The sequence below is a fragment of the Stenotrophomonas maltophilia group sp. msm4 genome, assembly GCF_032025605.1.
In the GTDB taxonomy this organism is placed as follows: domain Bacteria; phylum Pseudomonadota; class Gammaproteobacteria; order Xanthomonadales; family Xanthomonadaceae; genus Stenotrophomonas; species Stenotrophomonas sepilia.
The window spans coordinates 546,699-569,980 of record NZ_JAVSKK010000003.1 but is presented as its reverse complement, the minus strand read 5'-3'; the positions used below and the strand labels follow the sequence as shown (position 1 = coordinate 569,980).

General features: G+C 67.0%; 21 protein-coding genes. 12 read left to right on the top strand and 9 right to left on the bottom strand.

The window, feature by feature from the left end; all coding sequences use genetic code 11:
* Positions 1–354 (top strand): SH3 domain-containing protein, encoded by a 354-nt coding sequence (locus ROV93_RS16855; protein ID WP_005411349.1) that lies wholly within the window; start codon positions 1–3, stop codon positions 352–354.
* A complete protein-coding gene (locus ROV93_RS16850) occupies positions 351–1,733 on the top strand; it encodes a dihydrolipoamide acetyltransferase family protein (protein ID WP_072168898.1) in 1,383 nt (460 codons plus the stop codon). The genes ROV93_RS16855 and ROV93_RS16850 overlap by 4 nt, the downstream gene beginning before the upstream one ends.
* Before the next feature lie 197 nt (positions 1,734–1,930).
* Here the strand turns inward: ROV93_RS16850 and ROV93_RS16845 are convergent, their stop codons facing one another.
* The 3 genes from ROV93_RS16845 to ROV93_RS16835 all read right to left on the bottom strand — a co-directional run bounded on the left by ROV93_RS16845 (position 1,931) and on the right by ROV93_RS16835 (position 3,777).
* Positions 1,931–2,317, bottom strand: coding sequence for a VOC family protein (locus ROV93_RS16845; protein ID WP_072168897.1), 387 nt, complete (start codon positions 2,315–2,317; stop codon positions 1,931–1,933).
* Between the two features lie 117 nt (positions 2,318–2,434).
* Entirely contained in the window at positions 2,435–3,142 is a 708-nt protein-coding gene (locus ROV93_RS16840; RefSeq protein WP_072168896.1) for a YafY family protein, read from the bottom strand.
* Positions 3,142–3,777: an NAD-dependent dehydratase gene (locus tag ROV93_RS16835; RefSeq protein ID WP_172412147.1), complete on the bottom strand. Its 636-nt coding sequence runs from the start codon at positions 3,775–3,777 to the stop codon at positions 3,142–3,144. The genes ROV93_RS16840 and ROV93_RS16835 overlap by 1 nt, the downstream gene beginning before the upstream one ends.
* 105 nt (positions 3,778–3,882) lie before the next feature.
* Between ROV93_RS16835 and ROV93_RS16830 the strand changes: the two genes are divergently transcribed.
* Positions 3,883–5,421, top strand: a complete 1,539-nt coding sequence (locus ROV93_RS16830) for a GGDEF domain-containing protein (RefSeq protein WP_072168894.1) — start codon at positions 3,883–3,885, stop codon at positions 5,419–5,421.
* 95 nt (positions 5,422–5,516) lie between these two features.
* On the opposite strand, the gene ROV93_RS16825 is transcribed toward ROV93_RS16830, so the two are convergent.
* Positions 5,517–6,443 carry a DUF808 domain-containing protein gene (locus ROV93_RS16825; protein WP_061480242.1) on the bottom strand — a complete coding sequence of 309 codons (927 nt, stop codon included), beginning with the start codon at positions 6,441–6,443 and terminating at the stop codon, positions 5,517–5,519.
* A 162-nt stretch (positions 6,444–6,605) separates the two neighbouring features.
* Between ROV93_RS16825 and ROV93_RS16820 the strand changes: the two genes are divergently transcribed.
* The 3 genes from ROV93_RS16820 (at position 6,606) to ROV93_RS16810 (ending at position 12,187) form a co-directional block, all read left to right on the top strand.
* Entirely contained in the window at positions 6,606–8,297 is a 1,692-nt protein-coding gene (locus ROV93_RS16820; protein WP_072168893.1) for an AarF/UbiB family protein, read from the top strand.
* A gap of 245 nt (positions 8,298–8,542) precedes the next feature.
* Positions 8,543–10,648 carry a phosphoglycerol transferase I gene (locus ROV93_RS16815; protein WP_072168892.1) on the top strand — a complete coding sequence of 702 codons (2,106 nt, stop codon included), beginning with the start codon at positions 8,543–8,545 and terminating at the stop codon, positions 10,646–10,648.
* Between the two features lie 187 nt (positions 10,649–10,835).
* Positions 10,836–12,187 (top strand): IS3 family transposase gene (locus tag ROV93_RS16810; RefSeq protein ID WP_312538352.1). Its coding sequence is split into 2 segments (ribosomal slippage): positions 10,836–11,283 and positions 11,283–12,187, totalling 1,353 coding nucleotides; the frame shifts between segments, so codons are not numbered across the junction.
* 416 nt (positions 12,188–12,603) lie between these two features.
* Here the strand turns inward: ROV93_RS16810 and ROV93_RS16805 are convergent.
* Positions 12,604–15,021: a DUF3772 domain-containing protein gene (locus tag ROV93_RS16805; RefSeq protein WP_180890734.1), complete on the bottom strand. Its 2,418-nt coding sequence runs from the start codon at positions 15,019–15,021 to the stop codon at positions 12,604–12,606.
* Between the two features lie 89 nt (positions 15,022–15,110).
* Positions 15,111–15,359 (bottom strand): hypothetical protein, encoded by a 249-nt coding sequence (locus tag ROV93_RS16800; protein WP_005419952.1) that lies wholly within the window; start codon positions 15,357–15,359, stop codon positions 15,111–15,113.
* A 182-nt stretch (positions 15,360–15,541) separates the two neighbouring features.
* On the opposite strand from ROV93_RS16800, the gene ROV93_RS16795 reads away from it, so the two are divergent.
* The 3 genes from ROV93_RS16795 to ROV93_RS16785 all read left to right on the top strand — a co-directional run bounded on the left by ROV93_RS16795 (position 15,542) and on the right by ROV93_RS16785 (position 17,865).
* Positions 15,542–16,036, top strand: coding sequence for a lipocalin family protein (locus tag ROV93_RS16795; RefSeq protein ID WP_005419954.1), 495 nt, complete (start codon positions 15,542–15,544; stop codon positions 16,034–16,036).
* Between the two features lie 12 nt (positions 16,037–16,048).
* Positions 16,049–17,257 carry an FAD-dependent oxidoreductase gene (locus ROV93_RS16790; protein ID WP_312540404.1) on the top strand — a complete coding sequence of 403 codons (1,209 nt, stop codon included), beginning with the start codon at positions 16,049–16,051 and terminating at the stop codon, positions 17,255–17,257.
* 125 nt (positions 17,258–17,382) lie between these two features.
* Positions 17,383–17,865, top strand: a complete 483-nt coding sequence (locus tag ROV93_RS16785; protein WP_061480247.1) for a hypothetical protein — start codon at positions 17,383–17,385, stop codon at positions 17,863–17,865.
* An 83-nt stretch (positions 17,866–17,948) separates the two neighbouring features.
* Here the strand turns inward: ROV93_RS16785 and ROV93_RS16780 are convergent, their stop codons facing one another.
* A complete protein-coding gene (locus ROV93_RS16780; RefSeq protein WP_072167930.1) occupies positions 17,949–18,383 on the bottom strand; it encodes a PepSY domain-containing protein in 435 nt (144 codons plus the stop codon).
* A gap of 155 nt (positions 18,384–18,538) precedes the next feature.
* Between ROV93_RS16780 and ROV93_RS16775 the strand changes: the two genes are divergently transcribed.
* Genes ROV93_RS16775 through ROV93_RS16765 form a run of 3 tightly spaced genes read left to right on the top strand, consistent with a single transcriptional unit; the run spans position 18,539 to position 20,804 of the window.
* Positions 18,539–18,829, top strand: coding sequence for a PepSY domain-containing protein (locus ROV93_RS16775; protein WP_072167931.1), 291 nt, complete (start codon positions 18,539–18,541; stop codon positions 18,827–18,829).
* Positions 18,829–19,488 carry a response regulator transcription factor gene (locus ROV93_RS16770; RefSeq protein ID WP_072167932.1) on the top strand — a complete coding sequence of 220 codons (660 nt, stop codon included), beginning with the start codon at positions 18,829–18,831 and terminating at the stop codon, positions 19,486–19,488. Before ROV93_RS16775 ends, ROV93_RS16770 begins: the two co-directional genes overlap by 1 nt.
* Positions 19,485–20,804 (top strand): sensor histidine kinase, encoded by a 1,320-nt coding sequence (locus tag ROV93_RS16765; RefSeq protein WP_072167933.1) that lies wholly within the window; start codon positions 19,485–19,487, stop codon positions 20,802–20,804. Before ROV93_RS16770 ends, ROV93_RS16765 begins: the two co-directional genes overlap by 4 nt.
* A 132-nt stretch (positions 20,805–20,936) precedes the next feature.
* Here the strand turns inward: ROV93_RS16765 and ROV93_RS16760 are convergent, their stop codons facing one another.
* Together ROV93_RS16760 and speA are read right to left on the bottom strand one after the other, a co-directional pair.
* Entirely contained in the window at positions 20,937–21,257 is a 321-nt protein-coding gene (locus tag ROV93_RS16760) for a DUF6122 family protein (RefSeq protein WP_072167935.1), read from the bottom strand.
* 36 nt (positions 21,258–21,293) lie between these two features.
* Positions 21,294–23,183 carry an arginine decarboxylase gene (gene speA, locus ROV93_RS16755; protein ID WP_049417051.1) on the bottom strand — a complete coding sequence of 630 codons (1,890 nt, stop codon included), beginning with the start codon at positions 23,181–23,183 and terminating at the stop codon, positions 21,294–21,296.
* Positions 23,184–23,282: the final 99 nt, after the last annotated feature.

Here is a 23,282-nt window from a genome sequence, read left to right as displayed (position 1 = left end):
ATGCGGGCCCGCCTTCTGGGGGCTTACCGCAGCCAGTATCCCAACCCGCTCCGGTTCCACACCGGCCAGATCGTCGAAGTAGGTGTACGTGACGAGGAATGGCCGGCGTTTGCCTGGGTACGCACCAACGATGGGCGCGCTGGATGGGCGCCCATCGCCTGGTTGCAGCTGCTGGACGAGGGTCGCGCCGAAGCCCTGTGCGACTACGACGCCCGCGAGCTGGATGTGGAAAGCGGCGAGATGGTGAAGCTTCATCACGAACACGGCGGGTGGTGGTGGTCCGAGCGCGCCAATGGCGCGACGGGTTGGCTGCCGGCCCGCGAACTGGAACTGCTGGAAGAGAACTGCAAATGAGCCAGACCAAGAACTTCAACCTGCCCGACCTGGGCGAAGGCCTGCCGGACGCGACCATCGTCGAGTGGTTCGTCAAGGAAGGCGATGTGATCAAGCTGGACGAGCCGCTGGTGTCGATGGAGACCGCCAAGGCCGTGGTGGAAGTGCCCTCGCCGTTCTCCGGCAAGGTGCTGAAGCTGTCCGGCGGCGCCGGCGACATCATCCCGACCGGCTCGGTGCTGGCCAGCTTCGAACTGGACCCGAACCTGCCGCAGCGTGCCGATGGCCAGGACACCGGCCACAGCCATGGCCACGCCGCACCGGCGGCGCCGACCCCGCCGCCGCTGCCTGCCGCAGCCGCACCGGTGGTCGCGGAAGAAGCCAAGCCCGCCGCTGCCGAGCGTGACGACGCCGGTACCGTGGTCGGCGCGATGCAGAGCTCCAATGCCGTGCACGCCGAGCAGGCGCTGGCCGTCGGTGGCGTCAAGGCCGTGCCGGCCGTGCGTGCGATGGCGCGCAAGCTGGGCGTGGACCTGAGCCGCGTGGCCGCTACCGGCACCGATGGTGCGGTGACCATGGCCGACGTCAAGCAGGCCGCCGCCAACGGCACCGCCAAACTCGGCGCCGCCCCGGCACCGGTTGCCGCCGCGTATGCCGCGCCCACCCCGGCGCAGGTGTCTGCCCCGGTGCAGAGCGAAGCCCGCACCCCGCTGTCTGCGGCCGGCAAGCCGATGCGCACCCAGCCGCCGGGCGTGGTCGCCAAGGGCCAGCCGGAACCGCTGAAGGGCGTGCGCCGCAACATGGCCCGCGTCATGGCCGATGCGCACAGCAAGGTCGTGCCGACCACGCTGAACGACGACGCCGACATCCACGCCTGGCTGCCGGGCAACGACGTCACCGCCCGCCTGGTGCGCGCCATTGTCGTTGCCGCGCAGAAGGTGCCGGCCATGAACGCCTGGTTCGACGGTGAAGCACTGACCCGCACCCTGCACGCGCAGGTGGACATCGGCATCGCCGTGGACACCGACGACGGCCTGTTCGTGCCGGCCCTGCGCAATGCCGACATCCTCGACGCGCGTGGCATCCGCGAAGGCGTCAACCGCCTGCGCGAGCAGGTGGAATCGCGTTCGATCGCCGCCTCGGAACTGAGTGGCTACACCATCTCGCTGTCCAACTTCGGCATGTTCGCCGGCCGCTACGCGACCCCGGTCGTGGTGCCGCCGTGCGTGGCCATCGTCGGTGCCGGCCGTGCCCGCCACCAGATGACCCCGGTGATGGGCGGCGTGGAAGCGCACAAGGTAATCCCGCTGTCGGTCACCTTCGACCACCGCGCGGCGACCGGCGGCGAAGCCGCCCGCTTCCTGCGCGCGATGATGGACGACCTGGCGCTGGTCAGCTGATCGGCCACCTGACCGGTAGGTGCCAACCGTTGGTTGGCACATGACTTGGAGAAAACGCCGGGCAATGCCCGGCGTTTTTTTGTGCCGCTCTACTGTAGAGCCGAGCCATGCTCGGCTGCGTTGCAATGTATCCACGTCATGCGTGGATGAAGGCAAGAAGCAAGCCGAGCATGGGCTCGGCTACAGATCGCCTGCGATCAATCGCGCGCGACCATACCCTCGGCACGGCTGTACACACGCAGGCGATGACCATCCGGATCGGCGCCGACGAAGGTGTGGCCGAATTCCAGCGTTGTTGGTGCCTGCAGGATCTGCACGCCCAGTGCGCGCCACGCATCGTGCATCTGCTGCACGGCGTCGGGGTTGGAGACCACCATCGCCAGTTCGGCGGCACCGGCCTGCGCGGACACCGGAGGCTGCACGTCATCGCGCTGCCACAGGCCGAGTGCGGCACCATCACCGAGCAGGAACAGCGCAAAGCCGGGCGACTGTTCAACCGGTGGTTTGCCGAGGATGCCACTGTAGAAGGTTGCGCTGGTGGCGACGTCGTGCACGTACTGCAGCAGGGTGCTGGGTGTGAACATGGGGAAGCTCCGTTGTTGGGAGCATTCATGGTGGTATGGGCCTGCTGACACATTCTGTCAGTAGAGGGGACTACCGGTAGAGTCGACTCTACCCCCCGCTCTCGGCTGTTGCTGTGGTTATGAGCGATCCAGCCAGTCCGGCGCGATGCCCTGGGCCTTCTGCCAGCGCCGCAGCAGGGTGGCGCGCGGCACGCGGTAGCAGTCCTCCAGCACACGCACCTGGCGGATGCGATCCAGCCGGAAATGGCGGAAATCCTCGCGGCTCTCGCACCACGCCGCCAGCATCGGCACCTCATCGAAGTAGCCCAGCGCGAACGGCCAGACGACGCGCGCGCTGCGCTGGCCGTGCGCATCCTCGTAAGCGAACTTCAGGCGCTGCTGCGATCCCACGGCTTCGCGCACAGCCTGCAGGCGTGCTGCCGGCACCTTGGCCGCAGCACGCGAAGGTCCCACGCGCAGGCCACTGTCACGCAATGCCTCGCGGCGTGCCGCAGGCAACACATGGGCGATACGCGCCAGGGCATCACGTGCGGCCTCGGCCAGCGCCGGCTCGGTGCGCGCGGCGACCCAGCGCAGGCCCAGCACCAGCGCGTCGATCTCGGCCGGTGGCAGGGTCATGGGAGGCAAGGTATCGCTGGGTGCCAGCTGGTAACCGACGCCGGCCTCGCCACGCAGGTCGGCGCCCTGCTCGCGCAGGGTCTCGATATCGCGGTACAGCGTGCGCAGGCTGATGCCCAGCGCTTCGGCCAGCGCCTGCCCGGCCACCGGCCGTCGATGACGGCGCAGCAGCTGCAGCAGCTGGGTCAGGCGCAGCGCTCGCGACATCAGCCGACCAGCGTGCGCGACGCCACCACGTGCTCGCCCGGCTGCGGGGCCAACGCAGCCTCGACCAGCGCCCTGGCAATCTCGGTGGCCGGATTGATCCGCCACGCACGCGGCAAGACCGGCCCCAAAGCGCCCAGCACCGTCAGCGCCAGGCGCTCGCCACGACGCACCTCGTTGCGCTCGCCCCCGATCAGCCCTGGGCGGACCAGGGTCAACGAATTGAAGCCCAGCGCGCGCAGGTCCCGCTCCAGCTCCCCCTTCACCCGGCTGTAGAAGATCGACGACTGTGGGTTGGCGCCGGCTGCGGAATTCAGCACATAGGTCTGCGCCCCCTGTGCTTTTGCCAGGCGTGCGAACGCCAACGGGTAGTCATGATCGATGCGATGGAAGGCCTCGCGGCTGCCGGCCTGGGCGATGGTGCTGCCCAGCGCGCAGATGACCGCGTCAACGCGCGCCCATTCTGGCGAAGTGGGCAACGCTTCGAATGCCAGCACCGGGTTCTCCAGCTTCCCGTGAGTCAACGCCAGGGGGCGGCGGGTCGGGGCAACCACGGCGCCGCAGCGCGGGTCGTCCAGCAGCCTGCGCAGGGTCAGCCCACCGACCAGGCCGGTCGCCCCCAGCAACATCACGCGCATCACCACCTCCACTGCGGCATCCTGTCGCCCATCCTAGCCGTTCAAGCCCTCGGCGGCCGCGCCGATATGCTGGAACCAGTCCCTGCCAGCCCCAGGATTCGCTCCATGACGGACCAGCCCGACCACCGCCCTGCCCCCGGTACCGCCCTTGGGCCGCCGGCACGCGTGCGCGCGGTCGTGGACGATGGGCGGGGTGACCGCGTGGTGCTGCAGGGCGGCGGTGGCGTGGCCCTGCAGCAGCTGTTCGCGGGCGCCGATGCGCCGGAACCGCTGCTGGCGGCGTTCGCCAACGGCATGGCCACCCTGCCCGGCGAACTGGGCGACATGGGCGACCGCCTGCAGTCGGCACAGGCCAGCGCCGATTGGCCGCGCTATGGGCGCGCGATGCGGCAGCTGATCGACAAGTACATCCGTACCATCGAGCAGCATTCGCCGGACGGGCAGCCGGAAAGCCTGCGCCTGTCCGAGCAGCTGCGGCTGCTGCTGGGCGGTGCGGTGGTGGCCCTGCTGCAGCACGACCCGGACCTGCGCGAGCAGGCGCAGGCGCTGGCCCTGCGCCTGCGCCAATGGCAGCCGGGCACGGCCCTGGAACCAATCGAACAGGGCGTGCGCGAACTTGGCCACCAGGTCGGCGTGCGTGCCGAAAGCTGGCAGGAGCAGCAGGCGCTGCTGCTGGAGCTGTTCGCGCTGCTGCTGGAGAACGTCAGCGAGCTGCTGGATGACCGCAGCTGGCTGCAGGGCCAGATCGCGGCGGTGCGCCAGTTGCTGGACGGTCCGTTGGAAGCCGAGGCAGTCGAGCGCACCCGCGCCGAGTTGCGCGAAGTGATCTACAAGCAGGGTCTGCTGCGCCAGGGCATCGACGATTCGAAGGCGGCGATGCGTGGGCTGATGGGCGAGTTCATCGAGCGCATGGACGGCATGGCGACCAGTACCGGCGAGTATCACGACCGCATTGGCAGCTACGCATTGCAGCTGCGCGAGGCGCGCAGCATCGCCGACCTCAACCAGCTGCTGCAGGAGGTGATGCGCGATACCGGCAAAGTGCAGCAGCAGGCCGCACAGGCCCGCGATCACCTGGCCAATGCGCGGCAGGAAGTGGAGCGTGCAGAGCAGCGCATTGCCGAGCTGGAGCAGGAACTGCGCGCCGCTGGTGACCTGGCACGCATCGATCCACTGACCCAGGCGCTGAACCGCCGTGGCCTGGACGAACTGCTGGAGCGCGAGCTGGCCCGAGCCGCGCGCAACAACTCACCGCTGGGCGTAGCGGTGATCGACCTGGATGATTTCCACCAGACCAACGACGCGCACGGGCATGCCGGTGGCGATGCGTTGCTGCAGCACCTGGTGGCCGTGTGCAAGCTGCTGCTGCGCGCCACCGACGGCATCGCACGGCTGGGCGGCGACGAGTTCGTGCTGGTGCTGCCGGAAACCCAGGGCGCCGACAGCATGGCCACCGTGCAGCGCCTGCAGCGCTCGCTGGCACATCGCGTGCTGACCGTGCAGGAGCAGCGCGTGCCGGTGCATTTCAGCGCCGGGCTGGCGCAGTGGCAGCCCGGTGACGATACCGAAACCCTGCTGCGGCGCGCCGATGACGCGCTGTATGCGGCCAAGCGGCAGGGCAAGAACCGCGTGCAGGCGGGCTGATGATCCAGCGTGCAGACGCTGTAGCGCCCGAGCCCATGCTCAGGCGGCGGCGCGCAGCGCCGTAGAGCAGCCGAGCGTGGGCTCGGCTCTACAGATCATTTCCCGCGCAGCTTCTGGAACCCGGTCACCGCTGCCAGCACGATGGCGCCGGCGATGATGCCGACCACCATGTTGCCCACCGCGCTCACCAGCCAGCCCCACTGCCCTTCGCCGCCCAGCGCCTGCACCGCGTGGTGCAGGGCCGGCACGTTGTGCACCAGGATGCCGCCGCCGACCAGGAACATGGCGATGGTGCCGGCCACCGACAGGAACTTCATCAGCCACGGCGCCGACGCCACCAGCCCGCGACCGAAGGCGGCAATGGCACCGCCCTTGCGCGACAGGTACAGCCCAACGTCATCGAGCTTGACGATGCCCGCCACCAGCCCATAGACGAACACGGTCATCGCCAGTGCGACCACGCTCAGCGTGAGGATCTGGTTGGTGAACGACGCAGTGGCGACCACGCCCAGGGTGAGCACGATGATCTCGGCCGAAAGGATGAAGTCGGTGCGGATCGCGCCCTTCACCTTGTCCTTCTCCCACGCGACCATGTCCACCTGCGCGTCAGCCAGCGCCTTGCGGCGTTCGGCCTGGCGCTCGGCATCGTCATCGGAGGAATGCAGGAAGCGGTGCGCCAGCTTCTCCACGCCTTCGAAGCACAGGAAGGCACCGCCGATCATCATCAGCGGCACGATCAGCGGCACGTTCCAGCCGCGGCTGTGCAGCCAGGCTTCCAGCGCACTGATCGCCAGCGCCGCCGGCACCAGGATGACCTTGTTGACCAGCGAGCCCTTGGCCACCGCCCAGACCACCGGCAGTTCGCGGTTGGCGTTGACTCCGGTCACCTGCTGCGCGTTCAGCGCCAGATCGTCGCCCAGCACACCGGCGGTCTTCTTCGCCGCGACCTTGGTCAGGACCGAGACATCGTCGAGCAGGGAGGCGATATCGTCGAGCAGGGCAAACAGGCTGGCACCGGCCATGGGGCGTCCAAGAATGGGAATGAGCGGATTCTGACCGATCCGCCGGCCTCTGCGATAGCTGCGGGGTTCACCGCATGCCCACCTTCCCCCGGCGACACTGCCGAATCCGGACATAGCCGGCCAGCGGCCGGCACTACCGTCCTTGCCGCATGGGAGTTCCGCTTGAGCAATCCGCCCACCGCCAATGGCAATCCTCCGCTGGTCAAAGGCATGAACCGGCGCAGCCAGATCCTGCGCCTGCTGCTGCGCTACCGCCATTCGGGCGTGTTCTCCGGCATGAACCTGGACGCCGCCAGCAACCAGGCCGACGTGCCCGCCGATGGCAACCCGGAACAGTTCGTCAGTGACCTGGAGGCCCTGGGGCCGACCTTCGTCAAGCTGGGCCAGATGCTGTCCACCCGCCCGGACATGGTGCCGGTGGAGTTCGCCACCGCCCTGGAGCGCATGCAGGAGAAGGTGGCGCCGATCCCGGTAGAGCGCATCCACGCCATCATCGAGCAGGAGCTGGGGGTGGGGGTGAACAAGCTGTTTGCCTCGTTCGATCCCGAGCCGTTGGGTTGTGCGTCGATCGCGCAGGTACATCGCGCGGTGCTGCACGATGGCCGCCAGGTGGCAGTGAAAGTGCAGAAGCCTGAAGTGGCAGCGCAGCTGCGCTCGGATCTGGAGGCGCTGCGCAGCTTCGCGCTGGCCGCCGATCATCTGACCCAGGTGGGCCGCCGCGTGCGCCTGCGCGACTGGCTCAACGAGTTCGCCAAGACCCTGATGCAGGAGCTGGACTACCACACCGAGGCCGAGAACCTGGCCCGCTTCGGACGGCATCTGCGGCCCTTCCGCCGCCTGTGGGTACCGCAGCCGATCTGGGACTACAGCAGCCAGCGCGTGCTGACCATGGAGCTCGCCACCGGCGTGCGTGTGGATGCGATCTCTGGCGTGCGCCGCACCGAGCAGGACATGGATCCGCTGGCAGCGGCGCTGATCCGCGGCTACCTGGACCAGATCTTCGTGCATGGCGAGATCCATGCCGACCCGCACCCGGGCAACCTGCGGGTGATGCCCGATGGCCGGCTGGCGATCTTCGACCTGGGCATGGTCGCGCACATGCCGCCGCGCCTGCGCGAGCGGCTGCTGAAGATCCTGTTCGCCGCCGTCGATGGCCGCGGCGAAGAAGTGGCCGACGATCTGATCAGCATCAGTACGCGGCTGGAGGCCTTCGACGAAGAGCGCTACCTGCGCGAGACCGGCCAGCTGATCGCGCGCTACGCCGCCAGTGGCAGCTTCTCGGAAGGCCGCGTGGTGCTGGACATGGTGCGCATCGCCACTGCCTGCGGGCTGCGCACGCCGCCGGAACTGAGCCTGCTGGGCAAGGCCCTGCTCAACCTGGAAACCGTGTGCCGGCTGCTGGCGCCGGAGCTGGACACGCGGCGCATCGTCGAGCGCCAGCTGCAGCACGTGATGCGCGCGCGCCTGAAGAAATCCCTGTCGGCGGCCAACATCGCCAGCGAGGCGATGGAGCTGCAGCAGCTGCTGCGCGACGGGCCGCGCAAGCTGTCGGACATCATGGCGCTGCTGGCCGAGAACCGCCTGCAGATGAAGGTGACCGGGCTGGAAGAATCACGCCTGATGGAGAACCTGCAGAAGATCGCCAACCGCGTGGCGGCCGGCATCATCAGCGCCGCGTTGATCATGGCTGCGGCAATGATGATGAAGATCGACACCGGCTGGCACCTGTTCGGCTATCCCCTCATCGCACTGTTACTGCTGTTGATCGGCGTGGTGCTGGGGCTGGGCATCGTTACCAGTGCATTGCTGTTCGATCGTCGCGCACGGGCGCGCGAGGAACGCGGGCACCGCTGATGCTTTGGCGAAAAGCCGCGTATTCATGCGGTTTTTTAATGCAATCCAACGAAGCCTTTCACGCTCGTTTTACCTTCGCGGCGTGATTGCACGCGCGTCCTTTCAACAAACATTTCAGTCAGCTTCGTGCATGCACTATCGGGTCATCGGCCTGTCATGTGGATGTGCTTGCAGCAGCGCCGGTCGGATGGACACGCGTCGGTACGACGTCCATCGCCACCACCCCGTCACTGCCGAAGCTGCCTATGCTCTGGATACTGCTGTTGTCGCTGTTGCTGCTGTGCTGGCTGTTCCTCGCGTCCGACAAGTGGGTGTGGTGGAAGGCCGGTGCATTCTCGCTGCTGTTGCTGATGCTCAGCACGTGGTGGCTGATCGACAAGCTGTCCGGTGATGGGCTCAACGCCGCCACGCTCTATCACCTCGGCGCCGACATGGAAGGCGCTGGTGTCTCCGACTTCAAGGGCTACATCGCCGGCTTCATCGTGCTGGCGCTGGTCTCGCTGCTGCCACTGTTTGCCACGCGGGTGAAGCGCTGGCGCCGGCCCGGCCACGGTGGTGCGCTGTTCGCCGGTTTCGCGACCGTGTGGGTGGCCACGATCCTGATCAGCCCGCTGGCCCGTGACGGCCAACGCCTCTACCAGCAGCTGCGCCCGGTCGATTTCGCTCGCATCGCCCCCGAATACCAGGTGCCGACGCAGCCGCTGCAGCGCCCGCGCAACATCGTATGGATCTACGGCGAAAGCCTGGAACGCACCTATCTGGACGAGGCCGTGTTTCCCGGCCTGATGCCCAACCTCAACCGCCTGGCGTCCAAGTCGCTTGACGTGCGTGGCCTGGCCTCGGCCGAAGGCAGCGGTTGGACCATCGCCGGCCTGGTGTCGTCAATGTGCGGCGTGCCGCTGACCACCTCGCAGGGCGACGAGAACAGCATGGACCGCATGGGCAGTTTCCTGCCCAAGGCGGTGTGCCTGGGCGACTACCTGAAGCAGCAGGGCTACACCAACCATTACCTGGGCGGCGCCAACGGCCAGTTCGCCGGCAAGGGCCAGTTCCTGGCCAGCCATGGCTTTGACGAAGTGCATGACCTGGCCTGGTTCAAGCAGCAGAAGAAGATCGGCCGCATCCACTACTCGGCCTGGGGCGTGCACGACGACGTGCTGCTGGACACCGCCTACCAGCGCTTCGAGCAGCTCTCGCGCGCCGGTTCACCGTTCATGCTGACCACGCTGACCATGGACACCCACCACCCGGCGGGCCACCTGCCGGTGTCGTGCAAGGGCGAGCGCTACCGGAGCGGGTACGGCAACATCGGCCTGCTCAATGCACTCAAGTGCACCGACCGCCTGATCTCACAGCTGGTCGAGCGAATCCAGGCCAGCCCGTATGGGAAGGACACGCTGATCGTGATCGCCTCCGACCACCTGGCGATGCCCAACGATCTCAGCCACGTGCTGGCCAAGCAGAAGCGCGAGAACCTGCTGCTGTTCCTTGGCGACGGCATTGCCCCGCAGCAGCTCAGTGCCGACGCTGGCACCACCCTGGATTCCGGTGCGACCCTGCTCAGCCTGCTGGACCCGAACCTGAAGACGATGGGCTTTGGCCGTTCGCTGATCGACCCGCAGCGCGCGCCCAGCGCCAGCGTGGCCGCACGCCGCGATGATGGCCGCGACTACCCGCAGTACCTGGCCTTCGCCCGTTCGCTGTGGCTGGGCCAGCCGACCCGCGAGTTGAAGATCGATGGCGATGACCAGGTGGTCGTTGGCCTGCAGCACGTGCAACCGCCGGTGCTGCTGGAGTACGACAAGGACTGGGGCCTGAAGTCCGTGTATCTGGAAAACACCTCGCGCCAGTTCGATGATGCCAACCCGGACAACACCCTGGCCTACGTCGACCGTTGCACCGCGTTCGAGGACGGCTCGGCCGACGGCGACTGGTGCGCCCTGCTCGTCAACCGCGACAACGGCATCAAGCTGTACCGCGACAACGACCTGCGCGGTGGCATCGCGGTGGATGCACCGCTGGATACGCTCCAGGGCCCGCGCCCGAGCGTGCGCCAGGCACACATGATCACCCAGAAGGGACGCCGTACGCGTGCCGGCCAGTACATGCTGCAACTGGTGGCGAGCACTCGCCCGGACCGCGGCTTCTGGATCGAAGCGGTGTCCTCGCAGCGCAAGGTGGTGCTGGCCCAGCAGTGGGTGCAGCCCGATGCCAACGGCAAGATCAACGTGTCGTTCGGGCTGGATCACGAAGTGGACGATCTGGAGATCCGCGCGTGGTTGAACCACGCCGAGAAGCTGGCGGTGGATACGTTCGCACTGGTGCCCTCGCGCAGCCGACCGCAGGGGTAGGGCTATTTGCAGGGCTGCGCCCTGCCACCCGTGGTAGTGCCGGCCGCTGGCCGGCAACCTCAGAAGCAACAGCAACAGCTGGCATTCCGTGGGATGGCGGGGCGGTGTGGGTTGGCAGGACACGCCGTAAACCCGTCCATGAAGTGACCCCCGGGAGTTGGACATCAGATCCGACCCCGAGGGATACATGAACAGATACGACGCGCGTTTCAAACTGCAGGTCGCCAAACAGGCCTGCAAGACCTCCACATCGGTCAAAGCCGTTGCTCGTCGCTACGGCCTGGAGTTCTCCACGGTCAGGCGCTGGGTGGCGACCTATCGGCTGCATGGTTGGCGGGGATTTCATCGCCAGTCCCAGTCCTATGACCTCGCATTCAAGCTGGCTGTCCTGAAGAAGATGGGCCAGGACGGCATGTCCGGGCGGGAGGCCACCACTTACTTTCAAATTGGCGATGCCGGCGCGGTGGGTCGGTGGCGTCGCCTGTATGCTCAAGGCGGCGCCCAAGCGCTGGCACCACCTCCGCCGCCGCCCCGAAAGCCGATGAAAAAGACCCGTTCGTCCAAGCCACCTGAGGAAATGAGCCGCGATGAGCTGCTCAAGGAAGTTGCCTATCTGCGTGCGGAGACCGACTACCTAAAAAAACTCGATGCCTTGATCCGGGAAGAGCAGGCGGCGCAGGACGCAAAGCGCAAGCCATCCAAGGATTGAGGCAGGTTCATCCGCTGTCGCTTCTGCTCGAAGCGGCAGAGCTGTCACGCAGTACGTTCTATTACCAGAACCATGTCCTGGCCCATCCGGATCAGGATGAGGCAGCCCTGTGCGAGCGCATCCGGGCAATCTACGATCAAAGCCAAGGGCGCTATGGGTATCGCACGGTGACGCTGGAACTGGCCAATCAGGGCCATCGGACCAATCACAAGCGGGTACAGCGCCTGATGGGGGAGATGGGCCTGAAATCACGGGTACGCGTGAAGCGCTACCGGTCCTTCAAAGGGGCCGCCAATGTTGTGGTTGGCAATGACCTCAATCGCCAGTTCCATGCCGAGCGGCCCAACCAGAAGTGGGTGACTGACGTCACCGAGTTCAAGGTGCAAGGCATGAAGCTGTACCTGTCGCCGATCATGGACCTCTACAACGGTGAAATCGTGGCTTATCAGATCAAGCGCCAGCCTGTGTTCGATCTGGTAGGTCAGATGCTGGAGGAGGCCATCAAGAAGCTTTCGCCGGATGAGCGGCCAATGATCCACTCCGACCAGGGCTGGCAGTACCAGCATGAGAACTACCGGCACATGCTGGAAAAGCACTCGTTGAAGCAAAGCATGTCCCGACGTGGCAACTGCTTGGACAATGCGGCAATGGAAAGCTTCTTCGGGACGCTGAAGTCGGAGTTCTTCTACCTGAACAGCTTTGACAGCATCGAAAGCCTGGAGGCCGGGCTGGTGGAGTACATCAAGTACTACAACCAAGAGCGAATCAGATTGAAATTGAAGGGGCTAAGCCCGGTAAAGTACCGGGAACAGGCCCAAGCAGCCGCCTGACCCCACCGTCCAAGTCTCGGGGGTCACTTCACCATGGGGGCTCGATGGCGCCATCCATGGCGCCAACGGTCCTGCCAACCCACACCGCCCCACCTTTGACAGATTCCGTGTGCTGTCGGTAGGTGTCGACCTTGGTCGACACTTTTGTCAGATATCGAAATCAATCTGGGGTCAGATCCGTTTTCCTCCGGAAAACGGATCTGACCCCAAAAGCAATTCCAACAGATCGCGGAAATCTGTCGAAGGCGGGGCGGTGCCGGAGTGTGGGGTGTCAGCCGCATGGATGCGGCTGCCAAGCCTCCATGGAAGGATTCACGGCGTCCCCGCACTCCGGCACCGCCCCGCCATCCCACGGAATGCACGCTGTTGCTGTTGCTGTTGCTGTTGCTGCTGAGCTTGCCGGCCAGCGGCCGGCACTACTGCGGATCGCGGATGATGTGGATGTCGGTCGGGGTCGACAGCGGAATGTTCCGCTCGGCCAGGATCTGCAGCAGGCTGAAGTACAGGTCGCTGCGGGTGGCGTACACCTGCCGCGGGCTGGCAACGTAAGCGAAGCTGTTGATGGTGATCTGGCCACCGGCAATGCTGTCGATGTAGACCGTCGGTGCCGGCTGTTTCAGCACGTTCGTGTGCGCGGTGTACGCATCCAGCAGCGCCTGCCGCAGATTGCCGACATCCGTGCTGGGCGGCACCGCGAACTGGATCTGGATGCGGCCCTGGTTGTTGCCCATCGTCATGTTGCGCACGGTCTTGGTGACCAGCTCGGAGTTGGGCACGATCAACGTCGACTTGTCGCCCACCTGGATCTCGGTCGAACGCAGGCTGATGCGGCGGATGTCGCCCTCCTGGTCACCCAGCTTCACCCAGTCACCGATCTTCACCGGCCGCTCGGCCAGCAGGATCAGGCCGGAGACGAAGTTCTGGGTGATCACCTGCAGGCCGAAACCGATACCCACCGACAGCGCGCTGACCAGCAGGGCCAGCTTGCTCAGCTGCAGCCCCATCGCGCTCAGCGCCCAGATCACCGCGATGATGATCCCCACATAGCGGGCAACGGTACTCACCGAATTGCGCGCGCCCAGGTCCAGCTCGGTCTTGGGCAGGTAGGTGTCGGTCAGCCAGCGCTGTACCAGCTGGGTAACGGCCAGGCCAGCCAGCAGCACCAGCACCGCCAGCACGATGCGCACCGGCTCCAGCTTGGTTCCGCCAATGTCGAATCCAGACGTGAACAGCGAGGAGAAGCGCTCCACCACCGCGCCGATGTTGCCGAACGGTGCCACCAACGCCAGCAGCGCGATCAGTACGACGATGGTGCGCAACGCCGCCGACAGCAGCACGCCCGCCTGTTCCAGCCGCGATACGCTCAGGCCGGTGCTGAGCAGGATGGTCTGGCCGACCTTGCTGTCGGCGTTGAGCATCCAGGTGCTCAGGTCATCGACGAACTTGAACAGCAGGGTTGCGGCCAGCACTACGATGCTGCCGCCGATCAGCTGCTGGTTCACGAACTTGGCGAAATTCAGGTAGCCCAGCAACGTGGCAACGATGGCGGCCACCACCGCGATGTTGCCCGCTACCCGGGCCAGTACCAGCCAGCTGCTGCGGCGCACGGGCGTGGTTGCTCCCACGCCATCGGCCTGTGCTTCCAGCTTGGCCTCGGCCTCGGCGGTCTGCCGCCGATGCAGGCGCGCCAGGGTCACCAGCATGGCCATGATCAGGCCGAGGTAGGTCAGGGCAATCAGGCCGTCCAACGCCACCGTGGTGACGTCGCTGGTGCGCGTAGCCTGGTCGAGGGCCACCAGCACCGTGCTCAGCCAGGCCAGCACCGCCGCGCCCCAGGCATACTTGCGCAGCTTCAGCGCGGCGGTGTCGTCCAGGTTCAACAGCCGCCATGACGGGCGCTTGGGCACCAGCAGGCAGGCGCTGAGCGCGGCAATGAAGGCCGCACGGAAGGTGGCGGTCTCCAGGCCGTCAGCCACCACCTGCAGGCGCGGCGCGATGGCATCGATCGCATCCAGCGCCGCCATCAGCACCACTACCGCATAACCGGGCAGCAGCGTGCCCACCAGCAGCAGCCACATCGCCAGGCCAGACCGGCGCAGTCGTCCATCAGGCGCGCGCTCGGACGCGGCGAACTGCCGCCCCAGCCTGCGCAGCCACAACCTCAGCGGGAACATCATCACCAGCGCGGCCAGCAGGCCCAGCAACGGCGTGCCCCAGCCATGGGCGCGGATGCCGGCGACCAGCGCGTCACGCCCCTGCTCGGCCAACGGCGCAACGCGCGCGATATCGATCGGCAGACGCTCGGCCACCTTGCTCCACAACGCAGGCGACAGCGGCGAGGCGACCTTCTGGCCCAGTTCTTCCGTGCGTTGTGCGGTGCGCTGCTGTTCGATGTCGGTCGCCAGCTGCTGTGCACGCACGGCACTGGCCTTGGCCTGGGCCACCGACGCGGCCAGCCCGTCGCGCTGCTTGGTTATGGCCCGTCGCTGCGCTGCCAGCTCCGGCGGCTCCGTGGTGCCCTCGGCAGGCGTTCCCAGCTGCGCCAGCTGCTCGTTGATGCGATCCAGCTGGGGCTGCAGTGCCTTTTCCAGTGCCTCGGCGTCACGCCGTGCCTGCGAGGCATTCTCGGACAGCATCGCCAGCGTCTCGGTGGCTTCCGCATCGCCACGCTTGCGCTCGACATCCTTCAACCGCGAATCGATGTCCGCCAGCTGCTGCTTGGGCGTGGGGTCCTCATCCTGTGCCAGCACCGGCGCGGACAGCAGGAAGGCAGTGCACAGCAGCAGGACCCACCAGGGCCCCCGTGCACGGATCGATCGCAGGAAAGAAGACACGCAGCCACACCGGTTCGCGCGGACCACCGCGCCTGCGCGCGACTATACGGCACAGGCGGTAAACGGCGGATGGGGGACGTGCAGCAGTATCAGTACTTCAGGCGCAGCTCTTCCACGGTCGGCTGCTGCAGCGCGTACCAGTCCTGGAACTCTTCCTCGGTGATCTCATCGGGCGCATATACCGCCACCGGGTGCCACTCGTGGTCGGTCGGCAGTGGCTGGCGCGGGCCGGCTCGCAGGCTGTAGCTGACGCCCTCGTAGTCGACCAGGTCGTCGACCTGCGGCCACTGTTCGCGCGCGAACGCGGATTCACTCTTCAACAGGATCACCTGGTACATCGGCACCTCCACCTCGGTTGGATCAGGAAAACACGGCGCTGGCGGCAGGATACCGCCATGCCGGTGACAACAGGCACGTCGCATCGGCGACGGATCGTTCTGGACGCGGCCATCGCCCCGGCTTCACCCGCCCATGGCGAGCCCATCGGCATCGTGGAGGCCCGCCCCTGCCACGATGACCGATGACCGAGCACCCGCCGCTGAAGACCGTCGCCGACCTCAAGCTGCCGCGCTACCTGGGCACCTGGTACGAGATCGCGCGCCTGCCGATGCGCCACGAGCCGGAAGGCTGCACCGATGTATCGGCGCACTACACCCTGCTCGACAACGGCAACGTCGGCGTCACCAACCGCTGCCGCATGGATGGCGAGATCGAAGAGGCCACCGGCGAGGCCTGCGCCGTCGACAACGACAGCGCGCGCCTGGAAGTCAGCTTCCTGCCCAAGGGCCTGCGCTGGCTGCCGTTCGCCAAGGGCGACTACTGGGTGATCCAGGTCGCCCCGGACTACAGCGTCTCGCTGGTCGGCAGCCCGGATCGCAAGTACCTGTGGCTGCTGGCGCGCGAGCCACGCCTGGACGCGACCGTGCAGGACCATTATCTGGCCGCGGCCCGCCTGCAGGGCTTCGATCTGTCCGAACTGATCCAGACCCCGCATACCGGCCACCCCACCGCCTGAGCACGACCACGCATGGACCTGAAAAGTGGCTACCCCTGGTGGGCAGTGCGCAACGGACTGCTGCAGGCGTTTCCCCCGCTGGAGCAGGATCTGCGCTGCGACGTGCTGGTGTTCGGTGGCGGCATCACCGGTGCGCTGATCGCCGACGAACTGTCCGCCCACGGCCACGAGGTGGCGGTGATCGAGCAGCGCGACATCGGCTGGGGCAGCACGGCGGCCAGCACCGCGCTGCTGCAGTACGAGATCGATACCCATCTGCTGGAACTGGCCGAGCGCTATGGCAACGATGCCGCCGCCTTGGCCTACCTTGCCTGTGCCGACGCGATCCCGGCACTGGCTGAAGTGGCACGCGGGCTGAAGGAGGTGGACTTCCGCCAGATGGACAGCCTGTACCTGGCCAGCCGACGGCGCGACGTGCCGCGCCTGATGGCCGAAGGAGCTGCACGCCGCGATATTGGACTGGACGCGCGTTGGCTGGACCGCGAAGCCCTGCGCGAACGCTTCGACGTGGATGCCGGCGGCGCCCTGTTGACCCGCCAGGCGGCGCGGGTCGATCCCTACTGCCTCACCTACGGCCTGCTCAAACGAGTGCGCCGTCGCGGCGGCCATGTGCACGACCGCACCGTGCTGCACACGCTGAAGCCTGGCGCGCAGGGCGTAACCGCGATGACCGAGGCCGGCGCCACGGTCCGTGCCCGCCACGTGGTCCTGGCCATGGGCTACGCCAACCAGCGTTGGCTTGAACAGCGGGTTGCGCGCAACCGCAGCAGCTACGCCTTCATCACCGACCCGATCGATGCGGACACGCTGGGCCGGCTGCAGCGCACGATGGTGTGGGAGAGCGCACGCCCGTACCTGTACCTGCGCGCCACCGGCGACCGCCGCCTGCTGGTGGGTGGCCTGGACGACGCCATCGATATCCCGGCGCGGCGCGACCGGCGCGTGCAGCGCAAGGCCGACAAGCTGATGGATCAGCTCCTGCACTGGTTCCCGCGCCTAGACCCGGTGCCCGCCTTTTCCTGGGCCGGCACCTTCGCCGAAACCGCCGACGGCCTGCCCTTCTTCGGCCCGCACCCGCAGTGGGGCCCGCGGGTGCATTTCGCCATGGCCTACGGTGGCAACGGCATCACCTATTCGATGATCGGCGCCCAGCTGCTGCGGGCCCGGATCGAGCGGCGCAAGCATGCGCTGGAAGGGCTGTTCGGGTTCGGGCGGTTGTGACCTGCAGCCGGCCGCGGCCGGCTCTACCCCAATCCGGCGCCGACAGGCATCATTCAAGCAACCCCTGCTAGCGTCGGCCTGTACCGCCGCGTGTTGCGTGGCCACCTGTCCGCTGGAGCGCCGTCATGATCCGCCCCCTGACCCTGCTGCTGTGCCTGGCCCTGCCGGGAACCGTGCTGGCCCAGTCCGCCGCTGGCGCCACCGCGCCGCAGGCTGCCGGCCTGGACCTGACGCTGCCGCAGGCGCCGCTGCGCTACCTCAACGACCCGGCCCTGCAGCAGGACCCGCCCGGCACCTATTACGGTGACAAGAGCGGCCCACGCGTGCACGACGACGCCAAGATCGCCGACGTCACCGACGACAAGGTCAAGGTGTCGGGCAGCTTCACCACTGGCATCGGCTATTCCAAGAACGGCGGCAACAGCCACTACAACGCGGCCACGCTGAATTTGAGCAAGAACTACACCACCGATGAGGGCAAGACCCACGGGGTCAACCTCAACATCCATGTGAGCGAGGGCAAGGGCCCGGGCTTCTTCGGCCCGTATGGCGGCTACTACGGCCGCGGCCCGGGCTATTGGGACTACCCGCCGCCGTACGGCTGGTAGGCCAGCCTCTGTAGAGCCGAGCCCATGCTCGGCTACGGTTGGCCGCAAAGCCGAGCATGGGCTCGGCTCTACAGAGGCCAACGTCAATCCAGCCAGCCATCGCGCTCGCTGTGCAGGATGCGGCCGTCGTAACCGCTCAGGCGCACCTCCACCTTCTGGTTGCGGGCATTGCGGGCTTCCAGCGACCAGGTCGCCCCATCGCGTTCCAGCGAATGGATCTCGCGCAGGCCATGCGACTGCGCCCGTGCCAGCACCTGCTCGGTGGTCAGCAGCGCGCGGCCGCTGTGCTCATCGAAGATCTCGCCGGTCTTCGGGTCCACGTAGACTTCGCTGAAGCGGCCATCGGCGCGGCTCACGTCGGCTTCCCACAGGCCGTCATCGCGTTCGATCTCGTGGATCTGGGTGTAGCCGGCCTTGCGCAGGGTCTGTTCGACCTGGGCCATGCCCAGCGGTGCGGCCTGTGCGGCCGGTGCAATGGCCAGCAGGGCAACGGTGGCGAGGGTGAGCGACTTCAACATGGGGGTTCTCCTGTTCGTGTTCGTGGCCGGACCATCCCGGCAACGCCACGATGCATGCCTCGGTTAACAGCGCCTTAGCCATGGCTGTTAGCCGGCTGTTAGTCATCCCCGGCACACTCGCGCCTGAACCCCTCCTTCTTTCTTTCTGCACCCGCATGCTTCCCACCCTGCCCCTGCTGCTGGCCCTGGCCGGCTCCCCGATCGCCGCCGCGCCCGTACAGGACCCGGCGCAGCAGGTCGCGCGCCGTGCCGTGCAGCAGGGCCGCTACGTGCCGCTGGAAAGCGTGGTGCGCGATGCGCTCAAGCGCTACCCGGGCCAGCTCCTGGAAGTGGAGCTGGACGACGGCGTCTACGAAGTGGAGATCCTGCGCGGCGACGGCGTAGTAGTGGAGCTGGACTATGATGCGCGCAGCGGAAAGCTGCTGAAGACGGAGCTCGACGACTGATGCGCATCCTGTTGGCCGAAGACGATGCCGCACTGGCACAGCGCCTGGTGCCCCTGCTGGAACAGGCCGGCTATGTGGTGGCGGTGGTCGCTGACGGCCGCGAGGCCGAGGAGATCGGCCAGGTCGAAGACCTGCAGGCCGCCATCGTCGACTTGGGCCTGCCCGGGCTGGACGGACTGAGCATGATCGAGCGCTGGCGCGGCAATGGCCGCAGCTTTCCGGTGCTGGTGCTGACCGCGCGGGCGCGCTGGCACGACAAGCTGGCTGGCTTCGATGCCGGCGCCGACGACTACCTGACCAAACCGTTCCAGGCCGACGAACTGGTGCTGCGGCTGCGTGCACTGATCCGTCGCAGCCATGGCCACGCCAGCCCGCGCCTGCACTGCGGCCCGCTGCAGCTGGACGTCAACGCCGGCCGCTTTGAGCTGGATGGGCAGGCGCTGCCGCTCAGTCCGCAGGAGTTCCGCCTGCTCAGCTACTTCATCCATCACAGCGGACAGGTGATCGGCCGCGACCGGCTGGGCGATCAGGTGTTCGACGGTGGCCACGACCCGGACTCCAATGCACTGGACGTGCTGCTCGGACGCGTGCGACGCAAGCTCGGCATCGACCTGATCCAGACCGTGCGCGGCCAGGGCTGGCGGCTGGCCGCGCCGTGAGCCGGCAACCATCGCTGCGACGGCGCCTGCTGCTGGCCGGCGGCGTCGGCCTGCTGCTGGTCTCGCTGCTGGCCAGCGCGTTGCTGGGCGAGCTGTTCAAGCGCAGCGCGCGCGACCGCCTCGACCACGAACTGCAGCAGGACATGCTGACCCTGCTGGCGCAGGCCGAAGTGGATGCGGACGGACAGCTGCGCCTGCGCCAGGAACCCAATGACGCACGCTTCCAGCGCGTGTTCTCCGGGGCCTACTGGCAGATCGCCGGTGCCGATGGCCGCGTGCTGCTGCAGTCACGCTCGCTGTGGGATGAAACCCTGCCGGCGCCGGTTGCCGGGCCGGCCACCCGCAACCTGCCCGGGCCGCTGCAGCAATCCCTGCGCGCACGCGTGCAGCAGGTGCGCCTGCCACGCGCCAGCGAACCGTTCGTGGCCGTGGTTGCCACTGATCGCAGTGCGTTGGATGCGGATGTCGCTGCATTCCGCAAGCGCACCGCCATCGCGCTGGGCGTGCTGGTCGCCGCCTGGCTGGCGGTGCTGGCCAGCCAGGTGCACTTCGGCCTGCGCCCACTGCATCGCCTCGGTGCGCAGCTGGAACGGGTACGGCGCGGCGATGCGCAGCGCATCGAAACCCAAGGGCTGGGCGCGGAAGTCGCACCGCTGGGGGAAGAACTCAACGCGCTGCTGGACCACCAGCAACGCATGGTCGCGCGCGCACGCACCAGTGCACAGGATCTGGCGCATGCGCTGAAAACCCCGCTGAGCGTACTGGCCACCGAAGCCGACGGCGATGGCGCGCACTGGCGGGCCACCGTGCGCGAGCAGAGTGCGCGTATGCAGGCCAGTGTCGACCGTTACCTGGCTGCAGGACTGGCCGCCGACCATCGCCAGCGGACCGGCGTGGCGGCCGTCGCTCAGGCGATGTGCCGGCTGATGGCACGCGTGCATGGCGAACGTGGCATCACGTTCACGGCGGCCGGTATCGAACCGGCGCTGCAGTTCGCCGGTGCCAGTGCGGACTTGGAGGAGATGCTGGGCAACCTGCTGGACAATGCCGGGCGCTGGGCACAGCGGCAGGTCCAGGTCAGCGCGGAAGCCGACGACGGCCAGTTGCGCATTGAGGTCCGCGACGACGGCCCCGGCCTGGCCGCAGACGCCCTGCAACGGGTCACCCAGCGTGGCGTGCGGCTGGATGAGCGCGTGGGCAGCAGTGGATTGGGGCTGGCGATCGTGGGCGATATCGCCGCCAGTTATGGCGGACGCGTGGCGCTGGAGAATGTACAGCTGGGCCTGCGCGCGACGTTGTGGCTGCCGGTGGGGTGAAACGACCAACCTGACGGTGGGTAGTGCCGGCCGCTGGCCGGCAACCACGTGGTCACCAGGAACACCCTGCGGAAGCCGGCCAGCGGCCGGCTCTACCAAGCGCCAATCCGACCGGTCGCCGTGCATCAAGCATCAACGGTGATGCATCCACCAGCAATCAATTGCGTCCAGCACGATGTGGATGATCAGACCGATGCCGAACAACCGCGTTTTCCTCGGTACGCACAGGCCCGCATAGACCGCGATGGCCGGTGCGGTGTGCAGCGGATGGAAACCAATGCTGCAGCGGTTCGGTGCATAGATCGGGTCGGCCAACAGGTGGTCCAGGTCGATGATCCAGCCCAGCAACAGCAGCAGCCACGCCGAGGCGAAGCGTTTGCGCCAGAACAGCCATGCCAGCAACGCTGGCACGGCGGCATGCAGGAACAGGTGGAAGATCGCGCGCGCGCTCATCGCAACGGTAGCGCCGGGCAAGCCCGGCGCTGTCCATCAGACCAGCGGTTCGTCGGACAAATAGGTGTAACCGGTCAGGCCGGCTTCCAACGCTTCGGACAGTTCCTGCGCGCGTTCCGGCGACAGCTGCGCTGCAGCCACGCGCTGCGCATAGGTCGCACGCAGTTCGTCCAGGCGGTAACCCACGTAGTCCAGCATCACGTCGGTGGTATCGCCACGGCGCTGCTGGGTGATGGCATAGCCATCGGCATCGGCCAGCACTTCCACCGCGTCGGTATCGCCGAACAGGTTGTGGATGTCGCCCAGGATTTCCTGGTAGGCGCCGACCATGAAGAAGCCGATGCGGTAGCTCTCGCCCGGCTTCATCTTGTGCAGCGGCAGCGAGCTGTCCAGGCTCTCGTTCTCGACATAGGTTTCCACCATGCCGTCCGAATCGCAGGTCATGTCGGCGATGATGCCGCGGCGGTCCGGGGTTTCATCCAGGCGCTCGATCGGCACGATCGGGAACACCTGGTCGATCGCCCACACGTCCGGGATCGATTCGAACACGCTGAAGTTGACGAAGTACTTGTCGACCAGGCGCTCGTTCAGTTCATCCAGTACCGGGCGATGGCTCTTCTCGTCATAGCTCAGGCGCGCACGCACGCCGTGGGCGATGGCGTAGAACAGATCGTCGATGCGCGCGCGCTGCGGCAGGTCGATCTGGCCCAGCGCGTAGCTGGCCAGGCCTTCGGCATGGAAATGCTGCGCTTCCTGGAACAGCTCCACCGCCGGGCGCACGTCCAGCTCGTCGTGGATCTCGCGCAGGTGGCGGATCGCCGCCGGCTCGTCGTCGTGCTGGTCCGGCACGCGGCCTTCCTGCGCTTCTTCCACTTCCGACACATTGGCGATCAGCACCGCGTGGTGCGCGGTCATTGCGCGGCCGCACTCGGTGACGATGCGCGGCGGGGTCAGGCCGAATTCTTCGCAGGCATTGGCCAGCGGCTGCACGATGTTGCTGGCGTAGGAATGCAGGCCGTAGTTGATCGAGCAGAAGCTGCGCGAACGGGTGCCTTCATAGTCCACGCCCAGGCCACCGCCCACATCGACGTGGGTGATCTTCGCGCCCAGGCGCGACAGCTCCACGAAGTAGCGGGTGGCTTCGCGCATGCCGTTGGCGATGTCGCGCACGTTGGAGATCTGCGAGCCCATGTGGAAGTGCAGCAGGTTCAGGCAGTCGGCGTACTCGGTGTCACGCAGCGACTTCCACAGGTCCAGCAGCTGGCGCGGCGACAGGCCGAACTTGGCCTTGTCGCCACCGCTGTTCTGCCACTTGCCGGCGCCCAGCGAGGCCAGGCGCATGCGCACGCCCAGGCCAGGCTTCACGTCCAGCGCCTTGGACTCTTCCAGCACCAGCTTCAGCTCGGACGGCTTCTCGATGACGATGAAGGTCTGCAGGCCCAGCTTGCGGCCGATCAGGGCCAGGCGGATGTACTCGCGGTCCTTGTAGCCGTTGCAGACGATCAGCCCGCCCGGGCGCGACAGCGCCAGCACGGCCATCAGCTCGGGCTTGCTGCCCGCTTCCAGGCCGAAGCCCTCGCCGTGGTGGCTGGCCAGGGTGCCGGCCACGCCGCGGGTCTGGTTGACCTTGATCGGGTACACGGCGGTGTAGCCGCCGCTGTACTCCCAGTCCTGCTGGGCCTGGGCGAAGGCCGCCTGCAGCTTGCCCAGGCGCTGGCCGAGGATGTCCGGGAAGCGCACCAGCAGCGGCAGCTTGGCGCCCGCCGCCCGCGCCGCATCGACCACCTTGGGCAGCGACACCACCGGGCCGTCCGCCCCGGTCGGTCTCACCACCATGTGCCCGGCCTGATCCACGTCGAAGTAACCGTCCGCCCAATGCGGGATCGAGTAGGTCTTGCGGGCTTGGTCGAGGGACCAATCGGTCATTTCAGTCGGCCTTGTTGGCAATAAAAGGGGGGGCATGATAACGCCTATGTGCCCACAGGTTCGTTATCATGCGCGCCCGCGCCCGTGACAGGTTCCAAC

What these genes read in the sequence shown, in the direction of transcription:
- ROV93_RS16785 (WP_061480247.1), top strand. Translation starts at nt 17,383, where the DNA reads ATGATCCGCCCCCTGACCCTGCTGCTGTGCCTGGCCCTGCCGGGAACC.
- ROV93_RS16790 (WP_312540404.1), top strand. Translation starts at nt 16,049, where the DNA reads ATGGACCTGAAAAGTGGCTACCCCTGGTGGGCAGTGCGCAACGGACTG.
- ROV93_RS16840 (WP_072168896.1), bottom strand. Translation starts at nt 3,142, where the DNA reads ATGTCGCGAGCGCTGCGCCTGACCCAGCTGCTGCAGCTGCTGCGCCGT.
- ROV93_RS16835 (WP_172412147.1), bottom strand. Translation starts at nt 3,777, where the DNA reads ATGCGCGTGATGTTGCTGGGGGCGACCGGCCTGGTCGGTGGGCTGACC.
- ROV93_RS16845 (WP_072168897.1), bottom strand. Translation starts at nt 2,317, where the DNA reads ATGTTCACACCCAGCACCCTGCTGCAGTACGTGCACGACGTCGCCACC.
- ROV93_RS16855 (WP_005411349.1), top strand. Translation starts at nt 1, where the DNA reads ATGCGGGCCCGCCTTCTGGGGGCTTACCGCAGCCAGTATCCCAACCCG.
- ROV93_RS16780 (WP_072167930.1), bottom strand. Translation starts at nt 18,383, where the DNA reads ATGTTGAAGTCGCTCACCCTCGCCACCGTTGCCCTGCTGGCCATTGCA.
- speA (WP_049417051.1), bottom strand. Translation starts at nt 23,183, where the DNA reads ATGACCGATTGGTCCCTCGACCAAGCCCGCAAGACCTACTCGATCCCG.
- ROV93_RS16770 (WP_072167932.1), top strand. Translation starts at nt 18,829, where the DNA reads ATGCGCATCCTGTTGGCCGAAGACGATGCCGCACTGGCACAGCGCCTG.
- ROV93_RS16830 (WP_072168894.1), top strand. Translation starts at nt 3,883, where the DNA reads ATGACGGACCAGCCCGACCACCGCCCTGCCCCCGGTACCGCCCTTGGG.
- ROV93_RS16815 (WP_072168892.1), top strand. Translation starts at nt 8,543, where the DNA reads ATGCTCTGGATACTGCTGTTGTCGCTGTTGCTGCTGTGCTGGCTGTTC.
- ROV93_RS16825 (WP_061480242.1), bottom strand. Translation starts at nt 6,443, where the DNA reads ATGGCCGGTGCCAGCCTGTTTGCCCTGCTCGACGATATCGCCTCCCTG.
- ROV93_RS16760 (WP_072167935.1), bottom strand. Translation starts at nt 21,257, where the DNA reads ATGAGCGCGCGCGCGATCTTCCACCTGTTCCTGCATGCCGCCGTGCCA.
- ROV93_RS16800 (WP_005419952.1), bottom strand. Translation starts at nt 15,359, where the DNA reads ATGTACCAGGTGATCCTGTTGAAGAGTGAATCCGCGTTCGCGCGCGAA.
- ROV93_RS16775 (WP_072167931.1), top strand. Translation starts at nt 18,539, where the DNA reads ATGCTTCCCACCCTGCCCCTGCTGCTGGCCCTGGCCGGCTCCCCGATC.
- ROV93_RS16850 (WP_072168898.1), top strand. Translation starts at nt 351, where the DNA reads ATGAGCCAGACCAAGAACTTCAACCTGCCCGACCTGGGCGAAGGCCTG.
- ROV93_RS16795 (WP_005419954.1), top strand. Translation starts at nt 15,542, where the DNA reads ATGACCGAGCACCCGCCGCTGAAGACCGTCGCCGACCTCAAGCTGCCG.